Genomic DNA, 24,361 nt, shown 5'->3' with positions numbered 1-24,361 from the left:
GGGCAAGAAGCAAGAAAATCAGGACGGAGTGGGACATGAAATCGCTTGGCAGCATCCGCAGGGATTTTGCACCGTGGAACGACCCGAACGCCAAGCCGTACATCCAGTTCGACAACGTCACCAAGAAGTTCGGTGACTTCACCGCCGTCAACAATCTGTCTCTGACCATCTTCGAGCGCGAGTTCTTCGCGCTGCTCGGTGCTTCCGGTTGTGGAAAGTCGACGCTGCTCAGGATGCTCGCCGGCTTCGAGGAGCCGACAGCCGGCCGCATTCTGCTCGATGGCCAGGATCTGCGCGGCATCCCGCCCTACCGGCGGCCTGTCAACATGATGTTCCAGTCCTATGCGCTGTTCCCGCATATGACGGTCGAGAACAACATCGCCTTCGGCCTCAAGCAGGACGGCATGCCGAAGCCCGAAATCGCATCGCGCGTTGCCGAGATGCTGAAGCTGGTCAAGCTCGAGCAGTTCGCCAAGCGCAAGCCGCATCAACTGTCCGGCGGCCAGCGCCAGCGCGTCGCGCTCGCCCGCTCGGTCGCCAAGCGGCCCAAGGTGCTGCTGCTCGACGAGCCGCTCGGCGCGTTGGACAAGAAGCTGCGCGAAGAGACGCAGTTCGAACTGATGGACCTGCAGCAGAATCTCGGCCTGACCTTCGTCGTCGTCACCCACGACCAGGAAGAGGCGATGACCATGGCCGATCGCATCGCCATCATCGACAAGGGCGAGGTGATGCAGGTGGCAACGCCGGCCGAAGTTTACGAGGCGCCGGGATCGCGTTTCGTCGCTGGCTTCGTCGGCAACGTGAATATGTTCGAGGGCAAGATCGCGCGTGGCGAGGCGGGCAGCGCCAGCATAGACGCCGGCAACGGCATCACCATCCGCACCGACAATGCCGGCACCGCCGGGGCCGGGACGGCCGTCACCTTCGCCATCAGGCCCGAAAAGATCAAGGTGTCGTCGAAGAAGCCGGCCGAGGCCGTCAACGCCATCGAGGGCGAGGTCTACGATATCGCCTATCTCGGCGACATGACCGTCTATCATGTCAGGCTGGACGACGGCCAGGTGGTGCGCGCCAGCACCATGAACGCGGCCCGCATCACCGAGGATCCGTTGAGCTGGAACGACCGCGCCTGGGTTTCCTTCCGGCCCGACGCCGGCGTCGTGCTGACGCGGTAGGGGGCGACCATGTCGAGCGCCGCCGTCACCACCTCATCAGCCTCGCCGGCATCCAATGCCGGCAAATCCATCCTTGCCAGGCTGGGTGCTGCCTTCGTTGGCCGACTGGTCATCATCATCCCGTATGTCTGGCTGCTGTTCTTCTTCCTCATTCCGTTCGTCATCGTCTTCAAGATTTCGCTGTCGCAGACGGCGATCGCCATCCCGCCCTATACGCCGGCGCTCGATTTCAGCGGCGGCATTTCCGGGTTCCTGACTCAGCTGAAACAGCTCAGCCTCGGCAATTACACCTGGCTGACGCAGGACGCGCTCTACTTCAACGCCTATGTGACCAGCGTCATCATCGCCGCGGTCTCGACGGTCCTGACATTGCTCGTCGGCTACCCCATCGCCTACGGCATGGCGCGCGCGCCGGCGACGATCCGCCCGACCTTGCTGATGCTGGTGATCCTGCCGTTCTGGACCTCGTTCCTGATCCGCGTCTACGCCTGGATCGGCATTCTCAAGCCCGAAGGGCTGCTCAATCAGCTGCTGCTCGCCACCGGCGTCATCCACCAGCCGCTGATCATCCTCAACACCTATACGGCGATCTTCATCGGCATCGTCTATTCCTACCTGCCGTTCATGGTGCTGCCGCTCTATTCCGCTCTCGAGAAGATGGACTATTCGCTGATCGAGGCGGCCAAGGATCTCGGTTGCCCGCCGACCAGTGCGTTCTGGAAAATCACCTTCCCGCTGTCGCTGCCCGGCGTCATCGCCGGTTGTCTGCTGGTGTTCATTCCGGCCGTCGGCGAATTCGTCATTCCCGATCTGCTCGGCGGATCGCAGACGCTGATGATCGGCAAGACGTTGTGGAACGAGTTCTTCGCCAATCGCGACTGGCCGGTATCGTCGGCCGTGGCCGTCATCCTGCTGTTGCTGCTGATCGTGCCGATCATGCTCTTCCAGCGGGCTCAGGCGCGCGCTCAGGAAATGGACAGGTGACCTCATGAACGCCACCTGGAGCCGCTTCAACATCACCTCGATCGTGCTTGGCTTTGCCTTTCTCTACCTGCCGATCGTGCTGCTCATCGTCTTCTCGTTCAACGAATCGAAACTGGTCACGGTCTGGGGCGGTTTCTCGACCAAATGGTACGTCTCGCTGTTCCACAACCAGGGTCTCATGGACGCGACCTGGGTGACGGCGCGTGTTGGCCTGATCTCGGCCACGGTTGCGACGGTGCTGGGCACCCTGGCGGCACTCACCTTGACCCGCTACACGCGCTTCAAGGGCAGGGTGCTGTTTTCCGGCATGGTCTTTGCGCCGCTGGTCATGCCGGAAGTCATCACCGGCCTGTCGCTGCTGCTGCTCTTCGTCGCCGTCGGGCTCGACCGCGGCTTCCTCACCGTGACGCTCGCCCACATCACGCTGACCATGTGCTTCGTCGCCGTGGTCGTGCAGTCGCGGCTCATGACTTTCGACCGCTCGCTGGAAGAAGCCGCGATGGATCTTGGCGCAACGCCGGTGAAGACCTTCTTCCAGATCACATTGCCGGTCATCATGCCGGCGATCGTCTCCGGCTGGATGCTGGCTTTCACGCTTTCGCTCGACGATCTGGTCATCGCCAGCTTCACCTCGGGGCCGGGCGCGACGACGCTGCCGATGAAGATCTACAGCCAGGTTCGCCTCGGCGTGACGCCGGAAATCAACGCCGCCTGCACCATCCTGATCGCCGTCGTGGCGATCGGCGTCATCATCGCCTCGCTTGCCAACAAGCGGCGTGAGGTGCAGCGCCAGCTCGACGAGCAGGCCGCGCAACGCGGCTGAAGACGAAAACGCGACCGCTTATTCGCCCGAAACGCCGCGGCTGATCGGGGAAATGAACGGCGTGCTCCAGGTTCCGCCGACGAAGAACGACGACTGGTTGGGGCCTTGCTGGCCGTTGGCCTGCGTTGCCGCCTGATCCGGCTGAATGACGCCGCCGGACAAGGCCAGTCCGCGCCCGGCGTAGGACGCGATGCCGGACAGCCAGATCTTGTACTTCGCTGAATTGGCCTCGGCCTTGTCGATTCGCGCCACGCCCTTCGAAATGGTGGCCTTGATCTCGGCACCGTCGATCGGCAATGTTGCGTCGGAGACATCGTCGAGCGCGAAGAAGCCGCCCTGTTCGGTATGTTTGAGGAAGGCCGGCAGGTTGAGCTTGCTCAACGCACCCGGCCCGAAGGTCGCCGAGACCGAGCCGTCGGCATTGTCGAAGATGGAATCCCAGGTTCTGCCCGGCCCCTTGAGGATCACCGAGACGGTGCCCGTGCCGACCGGCACCAGCCGCGTCATCCCTGCCGCCGTGCCGAAAGCACCGCCGTCGATGTCGGACGCCAGAAGGCGGATTTCGACCTGCGAGCCTTCCGGCTTGCGATCGAAGCGAAGGCTGGTCTGGATGTTGCCGCCGAAGGCCGAGGCATCGGAGATGTCGAAGACGGACAGACCATCCTTGACCTGGGCCGTGGCGGCGACGTCGGCGAGCTGGATAGGCCCCGCCGTGGCGTGCGCCGCCGACAGCCTGAGATCGAGATTGATCTTGTCGGCGAAACTTGTGTCGATTTCGCCAGGCCCCGCCCCTCCGGTCGGCACCAGCGGGGTGAAGGCCGACAGAAACGATCTGAGGTCGAGCGTGTCGAAGGCGAGCGTACCGGAGATCACCGGTTGTGCCTCACCAAGCGAGAGGTCCAGCGCACCCATCCCCGGATTGTTGTCGAGTGCAATCGCCGTGTTGTCGAACTTGACGCGCCCGCCGGTCGCGGTGATCTTGCTCGAAATGCTGACCGAGCCGATCGCCGCACCCGGAGCGATGCCGGCCTGCGACCATTCCAGGACACGCCGCAGCGAGGGCGCCGAGAACTTCGCTTGACCGTCGAAATAGGTATTTTCAGACATGCTGGCCGTGCCGTCGAACGAGAAGGTGGCGGGCGCCGCCTTGAAGGACAGCGTCAGCGGCGCGGTGCCGCCGGCAAACAGCACAAGCGGTTTGGCCGAGGCGACGTCCAGCGCGACGCTTTCGCCCCGCCAAATGCCGGTTGCCGACAGCGTCGCATTGCTGTTCATCGCCGCCCAATTTGCCTGACCGTTCAAGCTGCTCAGGATCTCGACGTCCTTGCCGCCGATGGAGGCTACCATGCGGCCGTCACGAAACTCGACCGTGCCGAAGGTGTCGGTAGGCAGCTTGTCGAGGTCCGGTTTGGCGGGGTCGGCGTTGACCAGGCCGCGCGCCGTGTCGATGGAGCGCGTTATGCGCCCGCCGGTCGGGACAGCGGGCAGGAAAAGGCCGGCAGGCGTGCGCTGGACCCGGATCGTCGGCCGCACCAGCCGCGCCGTCGAAAACACCACGTCGCCGCGCAAGGCCGCCATGGCGGAAAGGTCGACCTCGACCCGTTCTGCCTCGACCACCGGCGGCGCCTCGGTGTCGGTCCATTGTGACAGCGTCACATCGGTCAGGATGGCGCGGAATGTCGGCCAGACCTCGATACGCGGCGAACCGTCGATGGCGACACGGAAGCCGCTCCACGCACTCATTTCCCAGGCGATGCGGTCGCGCACGATACGGGTGGAGGCAATCAGCGGCAGGGCGGCAACGACCAGCGCGACGACGATCACGGCAGCGCCGATCGCCCATATTCCGCGCCGGATCATAGATGATGGCATATGGCCCCGTATGCTTCCATTCCGACAATCGCCCGACGGGTGTAACCCCGGTCGTCACCACGGCCCCGGTCGTCACCAGGACTTCCGGCCGTCACTACGACTTCAAGTTGTCACTACGACTTAGGGCTGAGGCATTTCAAGTCTTTATGGCCCGGCGATGGCATTTGCGCACATCTGGTCGCATCAGCCGAACAAAATCTTGCTCTGCTGCGCTGCGATATGCATAAGCGATGGCGACCGTGGAGGAACGATCATGGCTGCCGAACAACCGCTCTGGACACCGACGCAAGACCAGATTGACGCAGCACCCTTGACCGCCTTCACCAAGGCCGCCGGAGTCAAAGCCGGCGTAGCGTTTTCCTCGTATTCGCAGCTTCACGCCTGGTCGGTCGAGGACCGTGAAGGGTTCTGGAGCCTGGTCTGGGATTTCTGCGGCATCGTCGGCGACAAGGGCGACAAGCTGCTCGTCGACGGCGACAAGATGCCCGGCGCTTCTTTCTTTCCCGATGCGACACTGAATTTCGCCGGGAATCTGCTGAAGAAGACCGGCTCAGGCGACGCAATCGTGTTTCGCGGCGAAGACAAGGCCGAGCGCCGGCTGTCCTGGAACGAGTTGCACGCGCTGACCTCGCGGCTGCAGCAGCTTTTCCTGTCGCTCAAGGTGAAGAAGGGCGACCGCATTGCCGCCATGATGCCCAACATGCCGGAGACCGTCGCCGCCATGCTGGCAGCCGCCTCGATCGGCGCCGTCTGGTCGTCCTGCTCTCCCGATTTCGGCGAGCAGGGCGTGCTCGACAGGTTCGGCCAGATCGAGCCCGTCGTCTTCATCGCGCCGGATGGCTATTGGTACAATGGCAAGGCGATCGAAGTCGCCGACAAGATCGCCGCGGTCGCGGCCAAGCTCGGCACTGTCCACAAGATCCTGGTCGTCGACTATCTCGGCACATCGAGCGATGTTGCCGGGATTATCGACAAGGCGGTAGCGCTGGAAGAGGCGCTGTCGCCCTTCGCCGACAAGCCCGTCGCCTTCGAGCCGCTGCCGTTTTCGCATCCGCTTTACATCCTGTTTTCGTCGGGAACGACCGGCATTCCCAAATGCATCGTCCATTCGGCCGGCGGCACGCTGATCCAGCATGTCAAGGAACACCGGCTGCATGCCGGTCTCACCGACGGCGACCGCTTTTTCTACTTCACCACCTGCGGCTGGATGATGTGGAACTGGCTGGTGTCGGGGCTCGCTTCGGGCGCCACGCTGCTGCTCTATGACGGTTCGCCCTTCTACCCCGACGGCAATGTGCTGTTCGATTTCGCCGATGCCGAGAAGATGACTTTCCTCGGCACCTCGGCCAAGTTCATCGATTCCGTGCGCAAGGCCGGCCTCAAGCCGATCCGCACGCATGATCTGTCCACTGTGCGGGCAATCTCCTCCACCGGCTCGCCGCTGTCGCCGGAAGATTTCCGCTTCGTCTATGACGGCATCAAGAAGGACGTACATCTGGCCTCGGTCTCCGGCGGCACCGACATCGTCTCCTGCTTCGTGCTCGGCGTGCCGACGCAGCCGGTCTGGACCGGCGAGATCCAGGGACCCGGCCTCGGCCTGGCCGTCGATGTCTGGGACGACGACGGCAGGCCGGTCCGACAGGAGAAGGGTGAGCTGGTCTGCGCAAAAGCCTTTCCGGCGATGCCGATCGGCTTCTGGAATGACCCCGATGGCAAGAAGTACCGGGCGGCCTATTTCGAGCGCTTCGACAATGTCTGGTGTCATGGCGATTTCGCCGAATGGACCGAGCATGGCGGCCTCATCATCCATGGCCGCTCCGACGCCACGCTCAACCCGGGCGGGGTGAGGATCGGCACGGCGGAGATCTACAATCAGGTCGAGCAGATGCCTGAGATCCTGGAAGCATTGTGCATCGGACAGGACTTCGACAACGACGTGCGCGTCATCCTGTTCGTGCGCCTGGCCGCCGGCGTGCAGCTCGACGAGGATCTGGAAAAACGCATACGGGCAAAAATCCGTAGCGGCGCGAGCCCGCGTCACGTGCCGGCAAGGATCGTCGCCGTCACCGACATCCCTCGCACCAAGTCGGGCAAGATCACCGAGCTTGCGGTGCGCGACGTGGTGCATGGCCGCGCCATCAAGAACAAGGAGGCGCTCGCCAATCCAGAGGCGCTTGAGCTGTTCAAGAACCTGCCGCAATTGGCCGAGTAGCTGCTAATGCATGTCGCTCAAAAGTGGCCCCGGTTGAGACAACGACATGCATGAAAAAAGACGTTCCGGCATGGTTAACGAAATATCTCGCTAGAATTTACCTAGATTTCATGAGTGGTACACATTCGTAAATTTTCCGGCGCCCCGGTAAGGAGTTGTTAAGGTCCGGCGTCGATAGTCGCAGGTAACTTGAGGGAGAAATCCCGTTCCTCAGCCCCGAGGATCCGAATTCGCTCAAGCCCCCGTTGTGACAGCAATCCCATCTCTTAAGGCGCCTTTGGGCGCCTTTTTCTTTTTATCGGGATCGAAGCGTGGAGGGCTGATCTATTCCGCGAGCACACGGGTCGATGGAAAAGCGACCTCGACCAAGGTGCCTTCGCCCGGGGTCGAATTGATGGTGAACCGGGCACGGTTGGCTTCCACCATCGCTTTGGTCAAAGGCAGTCCAAGCCCGGTGCCGTCGCCGCGTCCGCGCTTCAGGGCGTTGATCTGCTTGAACGGCTTCAACGCCTGCTCGATCTCGGCATGGCTCATGCCGATGCCGGTGTCGCGCACCCGCATGACGACGTCGCCCGACGTCTCATAGGCGGTCGAGACGATCACCTGGCCGCCGGCCTGGGTGTAGCGGATGGCATTCGACAGGATGTTGAGCGCGATCTGGCGCACGCTGCGCAGGTCCGCCACCACTTCCGGCAGCCGCGAAGCGAAGCTGGAGCGGATGATGACCCGTTCGCGGTTGGCCTGCGGCTGCATCATCGCCACCGTCTCGGCCAGCGTGTCGTTGAGCGACACCGCCTCATAGGCCATCTCCTGCTGGCCGGCCTCGATCTTGGAGATATCGAGCAGGTCGTTGACCAGGTCGAGCACATGATTGCCCGAGCGGTTGATGTCGCGCAGATAGTCGCGGTAGCGGTCGTTGGCGACAGGTCCGAACTTCTCGTCGACCATCAGTTCGGAAAAGCCGATGATGGCGTTGAGCGGGGTGCGGATCTCGTGGCTGATGCGGGCGAGGAAATCGGTCTTCTGCGAGGACGCGCGCTCGGCCACCGCACGTGCCTGCGTCAAGTCCTCTTCGGCCCGCTTCCACTGCGTGATATCGCGAACGACGGCGCAGAAGCCGCTGTCGTTGGGCAGCCGGCCGATGGTCATGAACAGCGGAATGAAGCGGCCTTGCGATTCGCGCCCGATAACCTCGCGGCCGTCGTTCATGACACTCGCCACGCCGGGCTCGGACAGTCCGTTGAGATAGTCGCGTGCCGCGCGCTGACTTTCGATGGCAAACAGCGAGGCGAACGGCTTGCCGGTCACATCGTCGCTGTCGAAGCCGAACAGTGCTTCGGCCGGCCGGCTGATCGATCGGATGGTGCCGTCACGGCCGATCAGCACGACGCCGTCGGTGGCGGTGTCGATAATGGTGCGCATCTCGGCGATGCGCGCCTTGAGCTCGGAAATATCCGGCTGCGTCTGCTCGTCGCCAACCACATGCAGGCTCGCCGGCGCATCGTCCTCGCCGGAGCGTCGCACGACCAGCATCAGCGCCTTGCCGTCGCGCCAGGGGACAGAGCGCAAAATGGCCTCGATCGGGAATTCCTGTCCATCACGCGTCTTCAGCCGCAGCGCGCGATCGGTGCCGTCGGAAACGCCGTCGTCGGCATAGGGGTCGGCAAACAACGCGCCGAGGCCGCCGGCATCCGCCAGATCGTCGAGCGCCTCATAGCCGGTCAGGCTGAGGAATTCCTCGTTCGCATAGTGCAACTGGTCTCCGGAATGGATGAGCAGCGGCACGGGCAGCTTACCGAGCAGCGACGTGTCCGGGGCCTTGTGTTCATCTCCGGCGGAAAACGCCGACGGCACGAACCCTTCGGCCTTGAGCGGCGGAACCTGCAGGCGAGGGCGCTCGACGCGTATTTCCGCAGCGTCGCCTGCATTGACGGCTTGCTCGGCAACCGCCCGCTCGTCAGGCGACGCGGCTTCCTCGTCGGGCTGCGCCCAATCCTCGCTGTCTTCGGCATCGCGAAAATCTGCTGACGTCATGCTGTCGTCATCGAGGACGTCATGTGTCGCGTCAGTGGCTTCAGGCTCTTCGCCGGGCGAAACCGCAGTGGTGTTCTCTGGTTCCGCCGCCACGGGGCCACGTTCGTCATCTTGGCCGGCATAGTCCAGCAACGAGCCCGTCACATTCATCCCAGGGGGGGCTTCACGAGCAGCTTCGTCCGGGTGACCGTCAAGCCGTGCCAGATTCTGCTCGTCTTCGGCATCGACATCGGTCTCGGATGGCTCGACCGGTTCGTTCTCTGGCCCTGACGCAGGGATGCCGCCGGCGCGCATCGGGTCGTCGGACACCTTAACCGGAGCCTCGGTCTCCGCTGCCGACGCCTCAGCAGTCTCAGTCTCTGGTGGCTCGACCGGAGCACTCTCCTTCTTCAGCCGCTCGCCGATTTCGCGGAAGGCGCTGCGTTCCAGGGTCGAGAGGCCCTTGTCGTTGGCTGGCTGGCGATGTTCGGCGAGCCGGATCACCTTGTCGGCAAAGCGCCGCTCCTGTTTCGGCACGATGGTCAGCGCCGGCACCTCGCCCTTGAACGGATCCGATGCCTGAGCGTCCTCGGCCCTGGGCTCCTCAGCGTTCGGCTGTTCGGGCGCGGGTTGGATGACTTGCGGTTCCGGCGTTGCCGGCGCCCGGCCATTGGGCACCAGCGCCATGCCGATGGCCTCCGGATCGACGACCGCGTCGCTGGCGCGGGCGACGCCGAAGCCGCGGAAACCCTCGAAGGCGCGGCTGCGGCCATAGACAGGCAGCGCCGCCAGGTCGACGGGTATCTTCAGATCGGTGCCGACGACCGGCCACAGCACGGAGCGTCCGGACCAGGTATCGCGCCGTTCGAGGAGCCCCGATATCTCGCCCGAGGGGTCGAGGCCGAATGTGGCGGCGACATCCCTGAAGCGTCGGCCAATCACGTCGGCCGCCGGCTTGCCGACGATGTCGGCGAATTCCGGCGACAGCGCGCTGAACTTGCCTTCGGCATCGGTGCGCCAGACGAAGCGCACCGGCGCCGCTGCGCGGTCTATCGCCGAGACGGTCGTCGGCGTGGCCGCGGAGGTGGACTGGACTTCCAGGGCCGCCGGTTCTTGAGGCGCTTCAGGTCCGGACGCAGCTGGTCGCGGCGCCTGTTCCCCTCCGTCCTCGCCGGCGTTGAAGTACCAATGGTCGTGTTGCGCCGGTGTGGGCTCTGCTGCCGCCTGATCGCTGTTGGCAGCCGTCGGCGCCTGCCCGATCGCGTCGGTGATCGCATGCGGCTGCGATGCGGCGACGTCCTCGGTCGGCAGTGCGGCGCCTGGTTCCTCGGTCGGCGTCTCGCCACCCTGTTCCGGCTGCGAAGCCGCATCGCCAGCTGGTGCCGCCTCGGCAATGGTTTGCGTGAGGTGTTCGCCCGCAGGGGCTGTGTCGTCGAGCTGGTCCTCGTCGATCACCACCAGCAGATGCCGCTCCTCGGTCAATCTTGCCAGACCTGCCGGGTAGGAGGCCGTGCCGCCCGGGACAAGGCGCTTGACGATGCGGTCGCTCTCGGCTGCGACGTCGGCAACCAGTGCTGCCAGCGTCTCCGGCAGGATGCCCAGTGCCGAAAATCCTTCCGAGGCCGCCTCGACGTTGCCCCTGGCATCGACAAAGGCGATGAAATGACCATCCTCGGTGAAGCCGCTAATGGCGCGCGCGGCGATTTCGCCGGCACTGCGTGACCCTGTCTGAGCCGCCGGCACTGCCAGCATGATCGCCTTCTCGGCGTCCGGCATGGTCACCGCACTGGCCAGGAAGCCGACGGCGCGGCTGGTCATGCCGGTCGCCAGCCGCACCATGATGGCGCGGTCGCTGCCAATCTCGGGAAATCCGCTGGTCGCCATGATCTGGCGCCTGGCGATCACGGGCAACTGCGCCGAGGCGCCTATGATCGCCTCGATGTCGGGATAACCGAACATCGCGGCTCCTGGCCCATTGGCCCAGATCACCTGCTCCAGATCCGCCGACAGGATCGCGATCGCGTCGCCTGCGGCAAAGCGCTGGCGGACCGCGTCGAGCACGGCGACATCAAGGAAGGAATATTCGGACGGCATGCGCTTGGCGGACCTCACGGAGCGGCGATTTTGCAGTTAACGCTTTGTTAATAAAAGCCGGAGGCGCGAAGGTCCACAAGCCAGAACGTGCAAAGGCTGGAATCTGGGCTCTTGGTTAACGGCTCAAAAGAAATTTATGGTGCACTGCAACAAAGATATTGCAATGCACAAAATTTGCCTTTATATTGCCATCATACATGAACGAGACGGCTTTCTGTCAAAGCCGCTGCCGCTGAAAAGGATGGAAAATGTCCAGGACCAAGACCGCCGAGACGATCGAAAACGTTGAATTCCCGAGCTTCGACGCTTCCAAGGCCACTGACCAGATTCGCGCTTTCGCCGAAAAGGGCGTTGAGCAGTCGAAAGAGGCTTATGCCAAGCTGAAGACCGGCGCCGAGGAGACCCAGAAGGCTCTGGAGTCGACCTACGAGACCGCCAAGACCGTTTCCAACGACCTGTCGCTCAAGACCATCTCCGCTTTGCGTGCCAATGCCGAGGCCGGTTTTTCCCACCTCGAAGCCCTGATCGGCGCCAAGTCGCTGTCGGAAGTCGTCGAGCTGCAGACCGCCTTCCTGCGCAAGCGCGTCGAATCGACCGTCGAGCAGGCCAAGGACTTCCAGGCCGTTGCCTCCAAGGCCGCCGAGGACGTCTCCAAGCCGATCAAGACCGCCTTCGAGAAGGCGATGAAGGAAATCAAGGTTGCCTAACATTTGCGCATGATCTGAAGATGCAACAAAAGGTCGCATTTTCTTAAAAACGATCAGGTGTATGATGGCAGCCATCAAGGAATACCCGGTGAGTGGAACCTCCTCCCTCTGCTCCCCGGGGTGACCAGCCAGCACCTCCTCCCGCTGGCTCGTAACAGGAAAAGGCCGGCACCTCCTCCCGCCGGCCTTTTTCTTTGTCCGTCGCCTGGTCCTTGCCTGCGCCTTCTTGCTGGGCGAATGCCGCGCCGATGTTGGGAAGTGACCTTTGCTTTCCAAAAGCCTTGAATTAGAATCCATAAGCCCGTAAGGACGCATCGCCGAACGACAGAGCGGCGGATGAGTTTCTGTTTCGATCCGCTCAGGCAACGTGCCGTTGTAGCTCAGATGGTTAGAGCGCCGGATTGTGGATCCGGAGGTCGCTGGTTCGATCCCAGCCAACGGTACCATAAATAGCGACATAATTTCAAAGACTTAAAGGATTCTGGTTAGCTAGGCTGGCTTGGGTGTCGGTGCGTCCTATGGACGTGTACCATTCTGGTGCCATAGGAGGCCGTCCAGCTATGACGGTCAACAAAATGGCGGTCAGCCCGGAGCGAACCCTGCCAATGACGTCAGCCGTCGTTTCGCCTGAGATCTTTGCGCAGCCAAAAAAGCCGTCGTCCACACGGAACCTTTGCTTGCGGAAACCGCAGGCCAAGTTGCTACCCTCTCGCCGGGAGCGGCATTGCTGGCCTGGTGGTGCGCCGATCTGGTTCCGACGCAAAAGCTGCGTTGGCCGCGGCCGGTGCCCTAATTCCCTTCTTGGCCAAGACAGATACTCCAGCGTTCAGTTGGGCTCCAGTGTGTACCGCCTCATTTTCAGCAGCCCTGTATGAGGCGATCTCGAATCATCTCTGCAATCGGGATCGCCGAGGTGGCGGCGGGGGAAGGCGCGTTGCAGACGTGCAGCATGCGGTCCGTTTGTGCGAACAGGAAATCATGGATGAGGGCACCGTCCTTGCGCACGGCTTGCGCGCGGATGCCTGCTTCGTGCGGGAGCAGGTCGGCGAGCTCGAGGCTCGGACAGTATTTCCGGCACTCCTCCAGATAGCCTGGCTTCCAGAGCGAGTTGCGGAGTTCCGTTACCGCAGATCCGCGGTTGGCGAACACGGTTTTCCAGAAGCCGGGAAACAGCGCGTAGTCGGCCATGTCCGAAACATTGAACGAAAGCCGTGGATAGCCTTCGCGGGCAAAACCGATAACGGCATTCGGCCCGACCGTGACGCTGCCGTCGATCATCCGCGTCAGGTGCACGCCAAGGAAGGGCAGGGCTGGATCCGGGACGGGATAGATCAGATGGCGGACAATGTCGTTCTTCGGTGCGGGAAGGCGATAGTATTCGCCGCGGAAGGGAACGATGCGATGCTCGATCGAAAGCCCGGCGAGCACGGCCAGCCGGTCTGATTGGAGACCGCCGCAGACCACCAGTTTTTTCGCCTGCCAGTTTTCGCCGGCCGACGCGATATCGACGGAATCGATGACTTCGCGAATGCCGGTGACGCGCGTCGACAGGCGGATCTCGCCGCCAAGCGCCCTGATGCGCCGCCCCATGGCTTGGCAGACATCGGCATAGCTGACGATGCCGGTCGAGGCTACGAAAAGCGCGCCGAGACCGCGGATGTTCGGTTCCCGCTCCTTCAATTCACCCTCGCTGACGCGCCGGACTTCGATCGTGTTCTGCTTCGAGCGTTCGTGGAGCGCCTCCATGCGCTGCACTTCGAGTGCGGAGGTGGCGACGAGCAGTTTGCCGCAGACATCGAAGCGGATGCCGTTCTCCTGGCAGAAGGCCTTGGTGGCATCCGCGCCCTTGCGGCAGAGCTCGGCCTTCAGGCTGCCTGGCGGATAGTAGATGCCGGCATGGATGACACCACTGTTGTGGCCGGTCTGGTGCTTGCCGAGAGCCTCCTCTTTCTCCAACAGGATCAGGCTGCAGCCGGGATATGTTTCCAGCAGCCGCATGGCCGTCGCCAGGCCGACGATGCCGCCGCCGATGACGCAGTAGTCGAAAATCATTGTTGTAGCCCTTGCCTGCCCGATTATGCGTGCGCCGTCTGACGATCGCCATAGCCGAAATAGGCCTTTTCCAGCGCATGCCCGTCGGCAAGCTCGCTTGCCGAACCCTCCAGCGCGTTATGGCCGTTGCGCGGCACGTAGACGCGGGAAGCGAGGTCGAGAATGCGAGCGGTGGACCGTTCGACGACGAGCAGGGTCAGCCCGCTGGCGTTAAGCTGGCGGAGGCTTTCGTAGACCTGGTCGATCACCAGCGGCGCAAGGCCAAGCGACGGTTCATCGATCATCATCAGCGACGGGCGCTGCAGGATGGCGCGGGCGATGGCAAGCTGCTGCTGCTCGCCGCCGGAAAGGTGGCCGGCAACGCCGCGGTAGCGGGTCCTGAGGATCGGAAAGATTTCCAGAACCCGTTCCCAGATCGGCGGCCGCTTCGGCCTTGTCCTTGCGGATCATGCCGCCGAGCAGCAGGTTTTCCCGCACCGTCAGTGTCCGGAAGATACTGCGGCCTTCCGGCACCAGTGCCAGGCCCTTCCGGCATAGCTTTTCCGGCGCCTGGCCGGCGATCGACTCGCTGTTGAAGGCAAGCGTGCCCCCGGTCGGCGCCATGAGCCCGGAAATTGATTTCAGAAGCGTGGATTTGCCGGCGCCGCGATCTGGCCTCGTCGTTCCCGGCAAGCAGCAGCTGACGATCAATCTCCTCGCGTGGTATCGACATCTCACGGCGGCCAGATATCGCTGCCCTGATATCAAGTGCGTAGACCGGACGCCGCTGCGGAATACCAAAGGATAGTGCTCTTTGACAATCTTCCCCTTCACCGAAGCCACCCCGATCCAGTTCCAGCAGCCCCTGCCGAGGACCTCGGACGTCGTGATCATCGGCGGCGGGGTCATTGGCGTGACCACGGCACTGTTCCTGGCGCGCCGCAACATCTCGGTGACGCTGCTGGAAAAGGGCCGCATCGCCGCCGAGCAATCCTCGCGCAACTGGGGCTGGATCCGGCAGCAGGGCCGCGATGCCGACGAACTGCCGATCGTCATCGAAGCGCAGCGCCTCTGGCGGCAACTGGCACAGGAATGTGGCGAGGACATAGGACTGAAGCAGACGGGCGTTACCTATCTTGCGCGAACAGACAAGGAGATGGCCGGTTTCGCGAAATTCCTGAAGATCGCCCAGGCTCATGGCGTCGACACGCGTCTCCTCGACCAGGGTGAGCTGGCAAGCCTGATCCCGGCCATGTCGCGACTGTTCAAAGGCGCAATGATCACTCCATCGGACATGCGGGCAGAACCTTGGGTCGCCGTGCCCGCGCTTGCTCGCCTGGCGGCCCGCGAAGGCGCGACGATCATCGAGAATTGCGCGGCACGTATGCTCGACATCTCCGCGGGACGCATCAGTGGCGTCTGGACCGAGAAAGGGCTCATCGCGGCCTCGAGCGTCCTCGTCGCCAGCGGCGCGTGGACGTCGCTGTTCCTGCGCGCCCACGGCATCTCGATTCCGCAGCTCAGCGTCAGGGCGACCGTCGCTGCGACAGCGCCGATGGCGGAAATCCACGCCGGCGCCGCCGCGGACGAACGCATCGCTTTCCGGCGCAGGCAGGATGGCGGGTACACGCTCGCATCGGGAGGCAGCAGCCAACTCTACATAGGGCCGGACGCATTTCGCCATGCAGGCAAATATGTCAGCGCCCTGATGGCCAATCCGTTCGGCACACGCTACCTGCCGGCCGCGCCGCGAGGCTACCCGGACGGCTGGTCGACCCCGCGCAGATGGAACGCGGATGAAGAAAGCCCTTTCGAACGGATGCGCGTCCTCAATCCGGCTCCCGAGACGTCGGCGCTCCGCGCCATCGACGGCGGGTTCAGGGAGCTTTTCCCTCAGTTCACGACTGTGCCGCTCAAGGCGAGCTGGGCGGGCATGATCGATGCGATGCCTGATGTCGTGCCCATCGTCGATCGCGCCGCTGCGTTCCCAGGCCTCGTTGTCGCGACCGGGATGAGCGGCCACGGCTTCGGCATAGGACCCGGAATGGGCCGCATCCTGTCCGATTTGATCCAGGGCAACGAGACCGGGCACAATCTCCACAGGTTCCGTCAATCCCGTTTCAGCGACGGCAGCCCGATCCGATTGGGACCATCGCTGTAAGTATTTCTGCGGCCCGCCAGCCCATCCGCTCTGGCCTTGAAGAACCGGACGAGGCTCAGGTGCCGCATGCCCGGGCGTAGATCTCGATGCTTCGCTGGACGTGATCGATCGCGATCTCTTCGACGTCGCAGGCTCGGTCGGCCCAAGCGAGCGCCGAAGGCAGGTGCTGGAGAAACAGCGTCACCGGCACCTTGCGGCCCTTCAACGCGTCGAAGAGCCGGTCGCAGGCGGCACGGGCTTGCGGGGTCGCCCAATAATATCGGATGCGATCGGAATAGGAGTAGTGGCGCAGCGTCCGTCTGTCGGCGTCGCTGCCATGATAGTGGCTTGCCCAGTTCTTGGGCACGGCTTGCATCAGCTCTTCCATGGCCTGATAAAGCGGCCGCTGGCCATAGAAAGGCACCAGATCGGAAGCGATCAGGTCGAGCGCGTACAGCGCCTCGCGCAGTTTGAAGGTCAGCTCGGGGCCGACCTTGAGGATGGCGAAGCCATCCTCGATGAGTTCACGCAGCGGCCTCTCGCCCTGATAGTCCGTCGAATGGGCTTCGAAAATGAGCGACGGCAATGTGTTCAGAGTTGCCGCCAGATCGCTGGCCTTGGTCCGATCGTAAAAAATCACATTCTGGTTGCCGAACTCCACGCCCGGCTGCACGACAAGCCCGATGACGCGGGAAAACGCGCTTTCAAGCCCGGCGGCCCGGAATGCTTTGGCGTGAATGGCATGTGTCTGGCGAGCCGCCTCCGGACTGGTCGGGGTGATCGCATCCAAAGCGTGATCGGCGCCACCGGGAGGCGGCACCTCCGTCCCGATGATGTAGACCGGGCTTGCCCCGCCGCTCTGCGCGGCCGCCTGTTCCGCGACGCCCGCCATTCTGGCTGCGCGCTCGGCCACCGTATGGTCGTCTAGCGCCGCCGGTTCACCCGCGCAGCCCATCGATGCATCGAGATGGATCTTGCGGAAGCCGGCGCGGACATAAGCATCGACCATTGTCCCGGCCTGCGCCATCGCCTCTTCGGCGGGCCGGTCTTTCCAGGGATTGGGACCGAGATGATCCCCGCCAAGCACGATCAGCTCTGTCGGGCACTGCTCGACTGCCGCGAGCGCTTTCACCATCGCCGCGAAATCGGACGGCGTCATGCCCGTATAGCCGCCCAGATGATTGACCTGGTTGCACGTCGCTTCGATCAGGACGGTGGTGCCGGTTTCCCGGCCGTGGCGCAGTGCAGCTTTGAGCACCAACGGGTGTGCCGAACACACCGAGGTCACCCCGATTTTCTTGCCTTCCCTGTGCAGGCCCGGCACATCTTCGATCGCCACACGCATCAGCTTCTTCTCGCCGTTCTTGCCATGAAATCTTCCAGTTCGGCCCGCGTGCCGGCTCCCTCCATGGGACCGAGGCGTGTGACGTTGCGCGCCCCTGCCGCGTTGGCGAATTCGAGCGAAGTCCGCAGCGGCATCCCCAACCGCCGGCATGCGACATAGGCTCCGCCGAAACAGTCGCCGGCGCCGGTGGGGTCCGTTTCCTCGACGATGAGGCCGGGACAATCGGCACTGGCGCCCGTGCTTTGACGGGCTGACGCGCCATGTTCGCCACGCTTCACGGCGATCTCCTTGACCCCTCGTTTGAACAGCGCCTCGATTGCGCGTTCCTCGCCATCCATGCCGGCGGCCAGGAACAATTCATTGCCCGACGGCAGCAGCAGGTCCGCTTTGTCCACCAGGCTCGCGAATTTCTCCTCGGTCTGGCCGTGCGCCAGCAATTCTTTGCGCAGGTTCGGATCGAGCGACATGGTGCCGCCGCGTGCCTTGATCAGCGGGATCGCGCGTTCGGTGATCGCCCAGGCCGCGGGGCTTGCGAACACCGTTCCCATGACGTGGATATGCCCGCAACGCGCGATCAGCGCCTCGACCTGCGGGGTCCATTCCAGTCGAGCGGCGGCGGATTTGGCGATGTTGTAGACGAAGTCGCGGCTTCCGTCCGTGCGGTAGCGGACAAAGGCGCTGCCCGTCGGATAATCCGCGGAAACAGCGATGGCGGAAGTGTCTACGCCGTCTCGCTTCAGGCGCTCCATGTTGACCGCGCCGAAATCGTCGTCGCCCACCACGCCCACCATCGCGGCCGCTCCGCCCATACGCGCGCATTGATCGATGAAGATGGCGGGCGCGCCGCTCGGAAAGGGGCCAATGAGGTCGATCGGTTCCCGGAAACCGGTGCCTGTCTGCCTCGCGACGATCTCTACTAGGATTTCTCCAATCGTCACGGTTGGCCCGAGCGAGTCCGGTGCAAGCGTTTGGGGGAGGTCGTTCATCAAGCGTCAAATCCTGGGTGTGGTGTCGTTTGCGGTTTCACGACGCCGAGGCGTCTGGACCGGAAACCGCGTCCTTGTTGAGCATCTGGTTGTCGAGCGACATGAAGCGTTGATGCATCATGCAAGCGGCTCCGAAGGCAGCTCCATAGATGGCGCTCTCGTTGAAAACGATCTCGGGGACAGGAAAGGTCGCGGCCTGGAGCTCGCGGATATGCACGTCGACCCGTGCGGCGACCAATGGATACAATTCCGCGACGGACCCGCCCAGCACGATGCGGTTCGGGTCGATCAGCCGCGAGATCTGCACGACTGCAAATGCGAACAAGACAGCCCATTCTTCGGCGAGCTGCACCGCTTGAGGAACACGATCGCGGACGTCACGCAGGAACAAGTCCAAGTCGGCGTCCGGCCTGTACTGGCGATAGGATGACAGGATGCGGTCGCGCCCGAAGGCCTGCTCCAGATTCCGGTATGTCGGGTTCCGTGTCTTGAGGTGGCCGACTTCTCCGGCCAGGCCATTGCCGCCGCGGAACAACTTGCCGTCGATCACAATTCCGCCACCGACACCGTTCTCGATGACCATGAAGAAGGTTACGCCGCTCGCCGCTTCCGGCTGGCTGTATGTGATGCCGATGCCGAATGCGTTGCCGTCATTTTCCGCGGATACCGGGATCTCGGCCGGAAGAAGGCTGCGGGCAAGGCCTGTGAGATCGACATTGCGCCACCCCAGGATCGGTGCGACGTGGATGAAACCGTCCTGGTTCATTTGTCCGGGCACCGCGATGCCGATGCCCTGACATCGCGCCAGGCTATCCTTCCGCATCTCGAGAAACACCTGTTCGATCGCCATGTGGACCGCGGCCTCCGGATCGCTGTCATGTCCTTCGAAGCGCGTCATGGCGCTGCGAACGATCTTGCCCGCGAGATCGATCTCGACGCATGTCATATGTTCGACACCGATCTCTATGCCGGCGAAGAAAACGGCTTCAGGCACGATTTCCACGAGGATACCCGGTCTTCCGGCCCTGGGCTGGCCCGCCGGATTCGCGATATCGTTCTCCGCGACTTCGCGAACGAGTCCGGCCTCGACCAACTCCAGGACGATATTGCCGGCGGACGAGCGGTTGACCCCCATATGCCTGGCGAGATCGGCCCGGCTCAAAGGGCCGAAGCGGTGGAGCGCGTTCAGCGTCGCTACCGAATTGCTCTGGCGGATCCTGCGAGGCGAGCTGCTGGCGAAGGTTACATGGTTCATGGCGGACTCCGCATGTTCGTTCCCAGCCTATACTTCACCCGAGCTTGTTTTTCCTCCGGCAACGCAAAGTCCTCAAAAGAATGAACCGCCTGATGTCGGAAGCAAGCAATTCCCGCTGCGCCGGACGCGAAGGAGAATGCCGCGAGCGAGCGGCATCCTCCTGTTGGAGCGTCAATTGCCGACAAGCACCTTGTCGACATTCTCGGAGGTCACCGCCAGCCACGGCACGTAGTAATGCTGGTCCTTGCCGTCGTTCCAGGCGAGCTTGCCGCCGTTTACGTCCCAGACAGCCGCGCGCGGCTTGTAGCTGTCGCCGACGATCTTGTGCAGCGCGAGGTCGATCGCCCCTTGCGCCTGTCCGTTGGCATCCTGGAGGATGGACATCGACTGTTCGCCACGCTTGACGGCTTCAAGCGCGTCCTTGATGCCGTCCACGCCGGCGACCGGAACCGTCTTGGGATCCAGGCCGTGGTTGCGGATGCCCTCGATGGCGCCGACGGCCATCTCGTCGTTTTCGGCCAGGACGCCCTGGATCGCATCGCCATGCGAGGTCAGGAAATTCTCCATCAGCGTGATGGCCTCGGCGCGTGACCAGTTGGCGGTGTTCTGCTCCAGGATGGTGACTCCGGGATTTTCCTTCAGCACCTTCTGGATCCCTTCAAGCCGCTGTACCTGGGCCGACTGGCCCAGCATCCCTTCCAGGATCACGACCTTGGCCTGCGGGCCGGCCTTGTCGATCACCGCCTTGGCCAGCATTTCGCCGGCCTCGACATCGTTGGAATTGATGTAGGCGTCGTAGAGTGCGGTGTTGGAAACCATCGTGTTGGAGCCGAACACCGGGATGCCGGCTGCCTTCGCGCGCTCGATCGGTTCATTGCCGGCGTCGATGTCGACCGGGATGAAGATGATCGCGTCGTATTTTTCGGTGATGGCTGTGTCGAACAAGTTCGACTGCGTCAGCACGTCCTGGCGACCGTCGAGAACTGTCAGCGTGGCGGTACCGTCCGCAAGCGCCGAGTGCGCCTTGGCGGCATCGGCCCACAGAACATTGTACTCTGTGTTGAGGCTCTGGACGATCGCCGCGATCTTCAGCGTCTTGGCGTCGGCCGAATTCCCCCCGAACACCATGCCTGCAAGGGCAAGGCCGGCCGCTGCTCCCATCAGGAAGCGTCTTGTCGTTTTCATGTGCATTTCCTCCATGTTGCGTGCGGCCGCGCCGCTTGCGCCCGTTACTCTCTCCCGGCTCGGGAGCGGTCGATCAGCACCGCGAGGACGATGATCGAACCCTTGATGATCTGCTGGTAGTATGAGGACACCCCCATCAGATCGAGACCGTTGCTGATCATGCCGATGATCAGCACGCCCACCAGCGTATAGCCGATGCGGCCGATACCTCCGGTGAGGCTTGTTCCGCCGATGACCACCGCCGCGATGGCATCGAGTTCGTAGCCGATGCCCGCCTGTGGCAGGGCGGACGTGGTGCGGGCCGTCAGCATGACACCCGCGAGACCGGCCAGCGCGCCCATGATGACGTAAACCGAAAAGATGATGCCGGTGGTGTTGATGCCGCTCGTCTTCGCGCTGCGCGGGTTTCCGCCCACCGCATAGACCCGTCTTCCGTAAATGGAGTAGCGCAGGACGATCGCCGCGACAGCGAAGACGACGGCGAAAATGATCACCGGTACCGGTATGCCGAGCACGAGACCCTGGCCGAGCCAGCGGAATTCGAGGCTGAGATTGGGAATCGGGCGGCCGCCGCTGTAAAGCAGCGTCGCGCCGCGCGCCACGCTCAGCATTCCGAGCGTGGCGACGAAGGCCGGCACCTTGAAGTAGGCGATCAGCCCGCCATTGACGGCGCCGCAAAGCGCGCCCACGGCGACGCCGGCCGCGACTGCTAGGAGCGGATTGAACGCATCCGCGCCGGTGACCAGGCTGGCCGCCACGGCGCCGGCCAGGGCCAGAAGCGAACCGATGGAGAGATCGATGCCGGCCGTCAGGATCACGAAGGTCATGCCGACAGCCAGCACACCGTTCATGGAGACCTGCCGCAGAACGTTCAGCAGATTGTTGGTGGACAGGAAGTTCGGCGACGCCAGCGACAACACGACGAACAGCAGGATAAACGAGATGACGATGCCATAACGGGCGATGAACTTTCCCAGGCTCATGCCGCTCATGCTTTGACTGGCGGATACCATTGGATTCTTCTCCACGAAATGGATCGTCTGGCTAGGAAGCCAGATGAACGAGGGTTTCCTGGGTGGCCTCGGGTCCGGCGACCTCGCCTGCGATGCGGCCCCGGCGAAAAACAACGATGCGATCCGCATTGGCGAGGATTTCGGGCACCTCGGACGAGATCATCAGCACGGCGTTTCCCGCCTTCACGAAATTGCCGAGGAAGGCGTAGATCTCGCGCTTGGCGCCTTCGTCGACGCCGCGTGTCGGCTCGTCGCAGATCAGGATCCTGGGGTTGGTATCGACACAGCGCGCAAGGACAACCTTCTGCTGGTTGCCGCCGCTCAGGGATTGGACGGGCAGGTCCGGCGACGCCGTCTTGATGGAGAAGCGCTTGATGTGCTCGACCACGCTCCTGGCTTCCGCCGATCCGTTCATGAAGCCCTTGCGCGCATAATGCGGCAGGTTGGCCACGGTGATGTTGTGGGCGACCGACGCGGTCAGCGACAGGCCCGTCTGCTTGCGGTCCTCCGTAACCAGCGAAATGCCGGCGCCGATGGAATCGGCGGGCGTCTTGAGATCGATGGGCTTGCCCTCGATCAGCACCTGGCCGGAATCCCGCGGCTCGTTTCCGTAGAGCGCATTCACGAACTCGCTGCGACCGGAGCCGAGAAGCCCGTATATGCCGACGATCTCTCCCGCATGAACGGTCATGTCGATGTCGGCGAACTTTCCCTTCGATGCAAAGCCGCGGGCTTCGAGCAAGGGTTTCTGCGGGCCGGTATCCTTCGGTTCGCGATGATGGTCCAACAGGTCGCGGCCGACGATCGACCGGATCAGGCCCTTGCGGTCGATTTCGGAAATCGATCCGCCGCCTACGAAACGGCCGTCGCGGAAGACCGTATAATCGTCGGCGATCTCGAAGATCTCGGTCAGGCGGTGCGAGACATAAATGATGCCTACGCCCTCCGCGGTCAGAGTGCGGATCGCGTCGAACAGCATCTGCGCCTCGCGCTCGCCAATGGCCGAGGTAGGCTCGTCCATGATCAGGATGTCGCTGCGGCGGCTGATTGCCTTGGTGATCTCGACGAGTTGGGCCTGCGCGATCGAAAGATCGCGCAGCCGCGCACCAGCGGGGATGTTGAATTTCAACCGCGCCAGGATCGCCTCCGCGTCGCTTAGCATGCACTTGTCGTCGACGAAGAAGCGGCCGCGCCGCTGTTCCCGGCCGAGATAGAGGTTCTCGGCGACGGTCATGTCCAGGAAGGGGCTAAGCTCCTGGGTGATGATGGCGATACCCGCATCGAGCGCCTCGGCGGGGGAGGAGAAATTCACCTCCCGGCCTCTCACCGTGACGGATCCGGCGTCGCGCCGCAGCATCCCCATCAACACGCCGAGGAAGGTCGACTTGCCGGCACCGTTGCCACCGCACAAGGCATTGACCGTCCCGGCGCGCAACCGAATCCGCCCGTCGACCAGGGCGGGAACGCCTGCAAAGCTCTTCGCGACATTTTCGGCGCTGAGGAGAAGCGGCGCGGTGGCGCCGTTCTCGTTGGTGATAGCTTCGTTCTGCGTCATCTTCCCGTCCTCCTCGGGATGAGATGGCGCGGGCGCTTGTCGGCCCGCAGCCCTTTCGTCTTCAGGCAGCCTTGTTGATCTCGGCCCGGCGCACGGCTTCTTCCCAACGGCTTTCGATGAAAGCCTTGGCATGCGCGGCGAGCGGATTGTTGTCGGTCCAGGTGTCGCGCCAGATGCCGCACACACGCGACAGGGCTTCATCGACGATGGCGCTGGAGAAGCTCTCGAAGGTGACGTCGCGATTGTGGAAGCCAATGTCCACCAGCGCGGAAAAGATGCTCGCGAAATCGATCGTACCGGTGCCGAGATAGCCGCGGTAGTTCTCGTTGAAGTGGAAATAACCGAGCTTGTCCCCAGCCAGACGGATCGCCTCGGCCTGGCTCGCCTCCTCGATGTTCATGTGGAACGTGTCGAGATGCAGGAAGACGTCGTCGCGGCCGGTGTCCTTGATGAACTTCAGGCCTTGCGCGGTCGTGTTCAAGAGGTTGGACTCGAAGCGGTTCACCACTTCCAGAACGATCTGCACGCCGCTATCCCTGGCCACCTCGGCTGTCGCGGCGATGGCGTCGGCGCTGTTCATCCAGCCGGTTCGCGTGGGCAGCCCGTCATACTTGCCGTGCATCGAATAGAGAATGCCGCCCAATCGGATGCCGCCGATGTCGCGGACCGCCTTGACCGCGTCGGACAAGAGCGCCTTTCCCTTGGTGACCACGGCCTTGTCCTCGCTCGAGACGTCCGCATCCGCCGACAGGCCCATGGTGACCACGATCTCGATGTCCAGTTCCTTGGCTTGCTTCGCCAGGCGGTCGAGGTCGAATTTCTCGGGCCGCAGATAAGCGAACTCGATCAGCCGGTAACCATGCTCCGCCGACTTGGCGAGCGCCATTTCCAGGCCCTCCTGGGTCAGGCCGTTTGTCCAGACAAATGAATGGATACCAAGACGCCGCATTCAGATCCTCCGATGATTAAGT

The 24,361-nt window shown here is 63.1% G+C and carries 18 protein-coding genes and 1 tRNA gene; 7 read left to right on the top strand and 12 right to left on the bottom strand.

Going from position 1 to position 24,361, the window contains the following annotated elements; genetic code table 11:
* Nucleotides 1–35: 35 nt before the first annotated feature.
* The 3 genes from LB559_RS28045 to LB559_RS28035 are packed head-to-tail and all read left to right on the top strand — an operon-like array spanning nucleotide 36 to nucleotide 2,982.
* Nucleotides 36–1,175, top strand: a complete 1,140-nt coding sequence (locus LB559_RS28045) for an ABC transporter ATP-binding protein (RefSeq protein WP_013530249.1) — start codon at nucleotides 36–38, stop codon at nucleotides 1,173–1,175.
* A 9-nt stretch (nucleotides 1,176–1,184) separates the two neighbouring features.
* Entirely contained in the window at nucleotides 1,185–2,159 is a 975-nt protein-coding gene (locus LB559_RS28040) for an ABC transporter permease subunit (protein ID WP_224675490.1), read from the top strand.
* A gap of 4 nt (nucleotides 2,160–2,163) precedes the next feature.
* Complete coding sequence (locus tag LB559_RS28035) at nucleotides 2,164–2,982, top strand: ABC transporter permease (protein WP_013530251.1); 819 nt, start codon at nucleotides 2,164–2,166, stop codon at nucleotides 2,980–2,982.
* Nucleotides 2,983–3,000: 18 nt separating this feature from the next.
* On the opposite strand, the gene LB559_RS28030 is transcribed toward LB559_RS28035, so the two are convergent.
* Nucleotides 3,001–4,854, bottom strand: a complete 1,854-nt coding sequence (locus LB559_RS28030) for an AsmA-like C-terminal region-containing protein (protein ID WP_024505753.1) — start codon at nucleotides 4,852–4,854, stop codon at nucleotides 3,001–3,003.
* 253 nt (nucleotides 4,855–5,107) lie between these two features.
* Here LB559_RS28030 and LB559_RS28025 point away from each other — a divergent pair, with 253 nt between their 5' ends.
* Nucleotides 5,108–7,066 carry an acetoacetate--CoA ligase gene (locus LB559_RS28025; RefSeq protein ID WP_224675489.1) on the top strand — a complete coding sequence of 653 codons (1,959 nt, stop codon included), beginning with the start codon at nucleotides 5,108–5,110 and terminating at the stop codon, nucleotides 7,064–7,066.
* A 324-nt stretch (nucleotides 7,067–7,390) separates the two neighbouring features.
* On the opposite strand, the gene LB559_RS28020 is transcribed toward LB559_RS28025, so the two are convergent.
* Nucleotides 7,391–11,173 carry a PAS domain S-box protein gene (locus LB559_RS28020; protein ID WP_224675497.1) on the bottom strand — a complete coding sequence of 1,261 codons (3,783 nt, stop codon included), beginning with the start codon at nucleotides 11,171–11,173 and terminating at the stop codon, nucleotides 7,391–7,393.
* Nucleotides 11,174–11,421: 248 nt separating this feature from the next.
* On the opposite strand from LB559_RS28020, the gene LB559_RS28015 reads away from it, so the two are divergent.
* Nucleotides 11,422–11,880, top strand: coding sequence for a phasin (locus tag LB559_RS28015; RefSeq protein ID WP_013530255.1), 459 nt, complete (start codon nucleotides 11,422–11,424; stop codon nucleotides 11,878–11,880).
* A 369-nt stretch (nucleotides 11,881–12,249) separates the two neighbouring features.
* A tRNA-His gene (locus tag LB559_RS28010) sits at nucleotides 12,250–12,326 on the top strand.
* Between the two features lie 412 nt (nucleotides 12,327–12,738).
* Here the strand turns inward: LB559_RS28010 and lhgO are convergent.
* From lhgO to LB559_RS33060, 3 genes are read right to left on the bottom strand one after another with little or no spacing between them, the layout of a single operon-like run.
* Nucleotides 12,739–13,929 (bottom strand): L-2-hydroxyglutarate oxidase, encoded by a 1,191-nt coding sequence (lhgO, locus tag LB559_RS28005; protein ID WP_224675496.1) that lies wholly within the window; start codon nucleotides 13,927–13,929, stop codon nucleotides 12,739–12,741.
* A gap of 26 nt (nucleotides 13,930–13,955) precedes the next feature.
* Nucleotides 13,956–14,318: an ATP-binding cassette domain-containing protein gene (locus LB559_RS32940; RefSeq protein WP_276325704.1), complete on the bottom strand. Its 363-nt coding sequence runs from the start codon at nucleotides 14,316–14,318 to the stop codon at nucleotides 13,956–13,958.
* Nucleotides 14,206–14,622: an ATP-binding cassette domain-containing protein gene (locus LB559_RS33060; RefSeq protein WP_318014189.1), complete on the bottom strand. Its 417-nt coding sequence runs from the start codon at nucleotides 14,620–14,622 to the stop codon at nucleotides 14,206–14,208. The genes LB559_RS32940 and LB559_RS33060 overlap by 113 nt, the downstream gene beginning before the upstream one ends.
* 103 nt (nucleotides 14,623–14,725) lie before the next feature.
* On the opposite strand from LB559_RS33060, the gene LB559_RS27995 reads away from it, so the two are divergent.
* On the top strand, nucleotides 14,726–16,072 hold the full coding sequence (locus LB559_RS27995) for an NAD(P)/FAD-dependent oxidoreductase (protein ID WP_224675488.1): 1,347 nt from the start codon (nucleotides 14,726–14,728) through the stop codon (nucleotides 16,070–16,072).
* A 55-nt stretch (nucleotides 16,073–16,127) separates the two neighbouring features.
* Here LB559_RS27995 and LB559_RS27990 read toward each other — a convergent pair whose 3' ends face one another.
* The 7 genes from LB559_RS27990 to LB559_RS27960 form a co-directional block, all read right to left on the bottom strand.
* Nucleotides 16,128–17,396, bottom strand: coding sequence for a D-tagatose-bisphosphate aldolase, class II, non-catalytic subunit (locus tag LB559_RS27990; protein WP_224675487.1), 1,269 nt, complete (start codon nucleotides 17,394–17,396; stop codon nucleotides 16,128–16,130).
* Nucleotides 17,396–18,382: a sugar kinase gene (locus tag LB559_RS27985; protein WP_063170080.1), complete on the bottom strand. Its 987-nt coding sequence runs from the start codon at nucleotides 18,380–18,382 to the stop codon at nucleotides 17,396–17,398. Before LB559_RS27985 ends, LB559_RS27990 begins: the two co-directional genes overlap by 1 nt.
* A gap of 37 nt (nucleotides 18,383–18,419) precedes the next feature.
* Nucleotides 18,420–19,637 carry an ROK family transcriptional regulator gene (locus LB559_RS27980; RefSeq protein WP_224675486.1) on the bottom strand — a complete coding sequence of 406 codons (1,218 nt, stop codon included), beginning with the start codon at nucleotides 19,635–19,637 and terminating at the stop codon, nucleotides 18,420–18,422.
* A gap of 171 nt (nucleotides 19,638–19,808) precedes the next feature.
* The gene (locus LB559_RS27975; RefSeq protein ID WP_224675485.1) at nucleotides 19,809–20,822 is read right to left on the bottom strand and encodes a substrate-binding domain-containing protein; all 1,014 of its coding nucleotides are present in this window, start codon (nucleotides 20,820–20,822) and stop codon (nucleotides 19,809–19,811) included.
* 44 nt (nucleotides 20,823–20,866) lie between these two features.
* Nucleotides 20,867–21,835 (bottom strand): ABC transporter permease, encoded by a 969-nt coding sequence (locus tag LB559_RS27970; protein ID WP_032898845.1) that lies wholly within the window; start codon nucleotides 21,833–21,835, stop codon nucleotides 20,867–20,869.
* 31 nt (nucleotides 21,836–21,866) lie between these two features.
* The gene (locus LB559_RS27965) at nucleotides 21,867–23,390 is read right to left on the bottom strand and encodes a sugar ABC transporter ATP-binding protein (RefSeq protein WP_224675484.1); all 1,524 of its coding nucleotides are present in this window, start codon (nucleotides 23,388–23,390) and stop codon (nucleotides 21,867–21,869) included.
* Nucleotides 23,391–23,451: 61 nt separating this feature from the next.
* Nucleotides 23,452–24,339, bottom strand: a complete 888-nt coding sequence (locus LB559_RS27960) for a sugar phosphate isomerase/epimerase family protein (protein ID WP_024502258.1) — start codon at nucleotides 24,337–24,339, stop codon at nucleotides 23,452–23,454.
* Nucleotides 24,340–24,361 lie beyond the last annotated feature (22 nt).

It is taken from the genome of Mesorhizobium sp. BR1-1-3 (assembly GCF_020165455.1).
Taxonomy (GTDB): Bacteria; Pseudomonadota; Alphaproteobacteria; order Rhizobiales; family Rhizobiaceae; genus Mesorhizobium; species Mesorhizobium ciceri.
The sequence above is the reverse complement of the archived record's forward strand: the minus strand, read 5'-3'. Positions and strand labels throughout refer to the sequence as shown.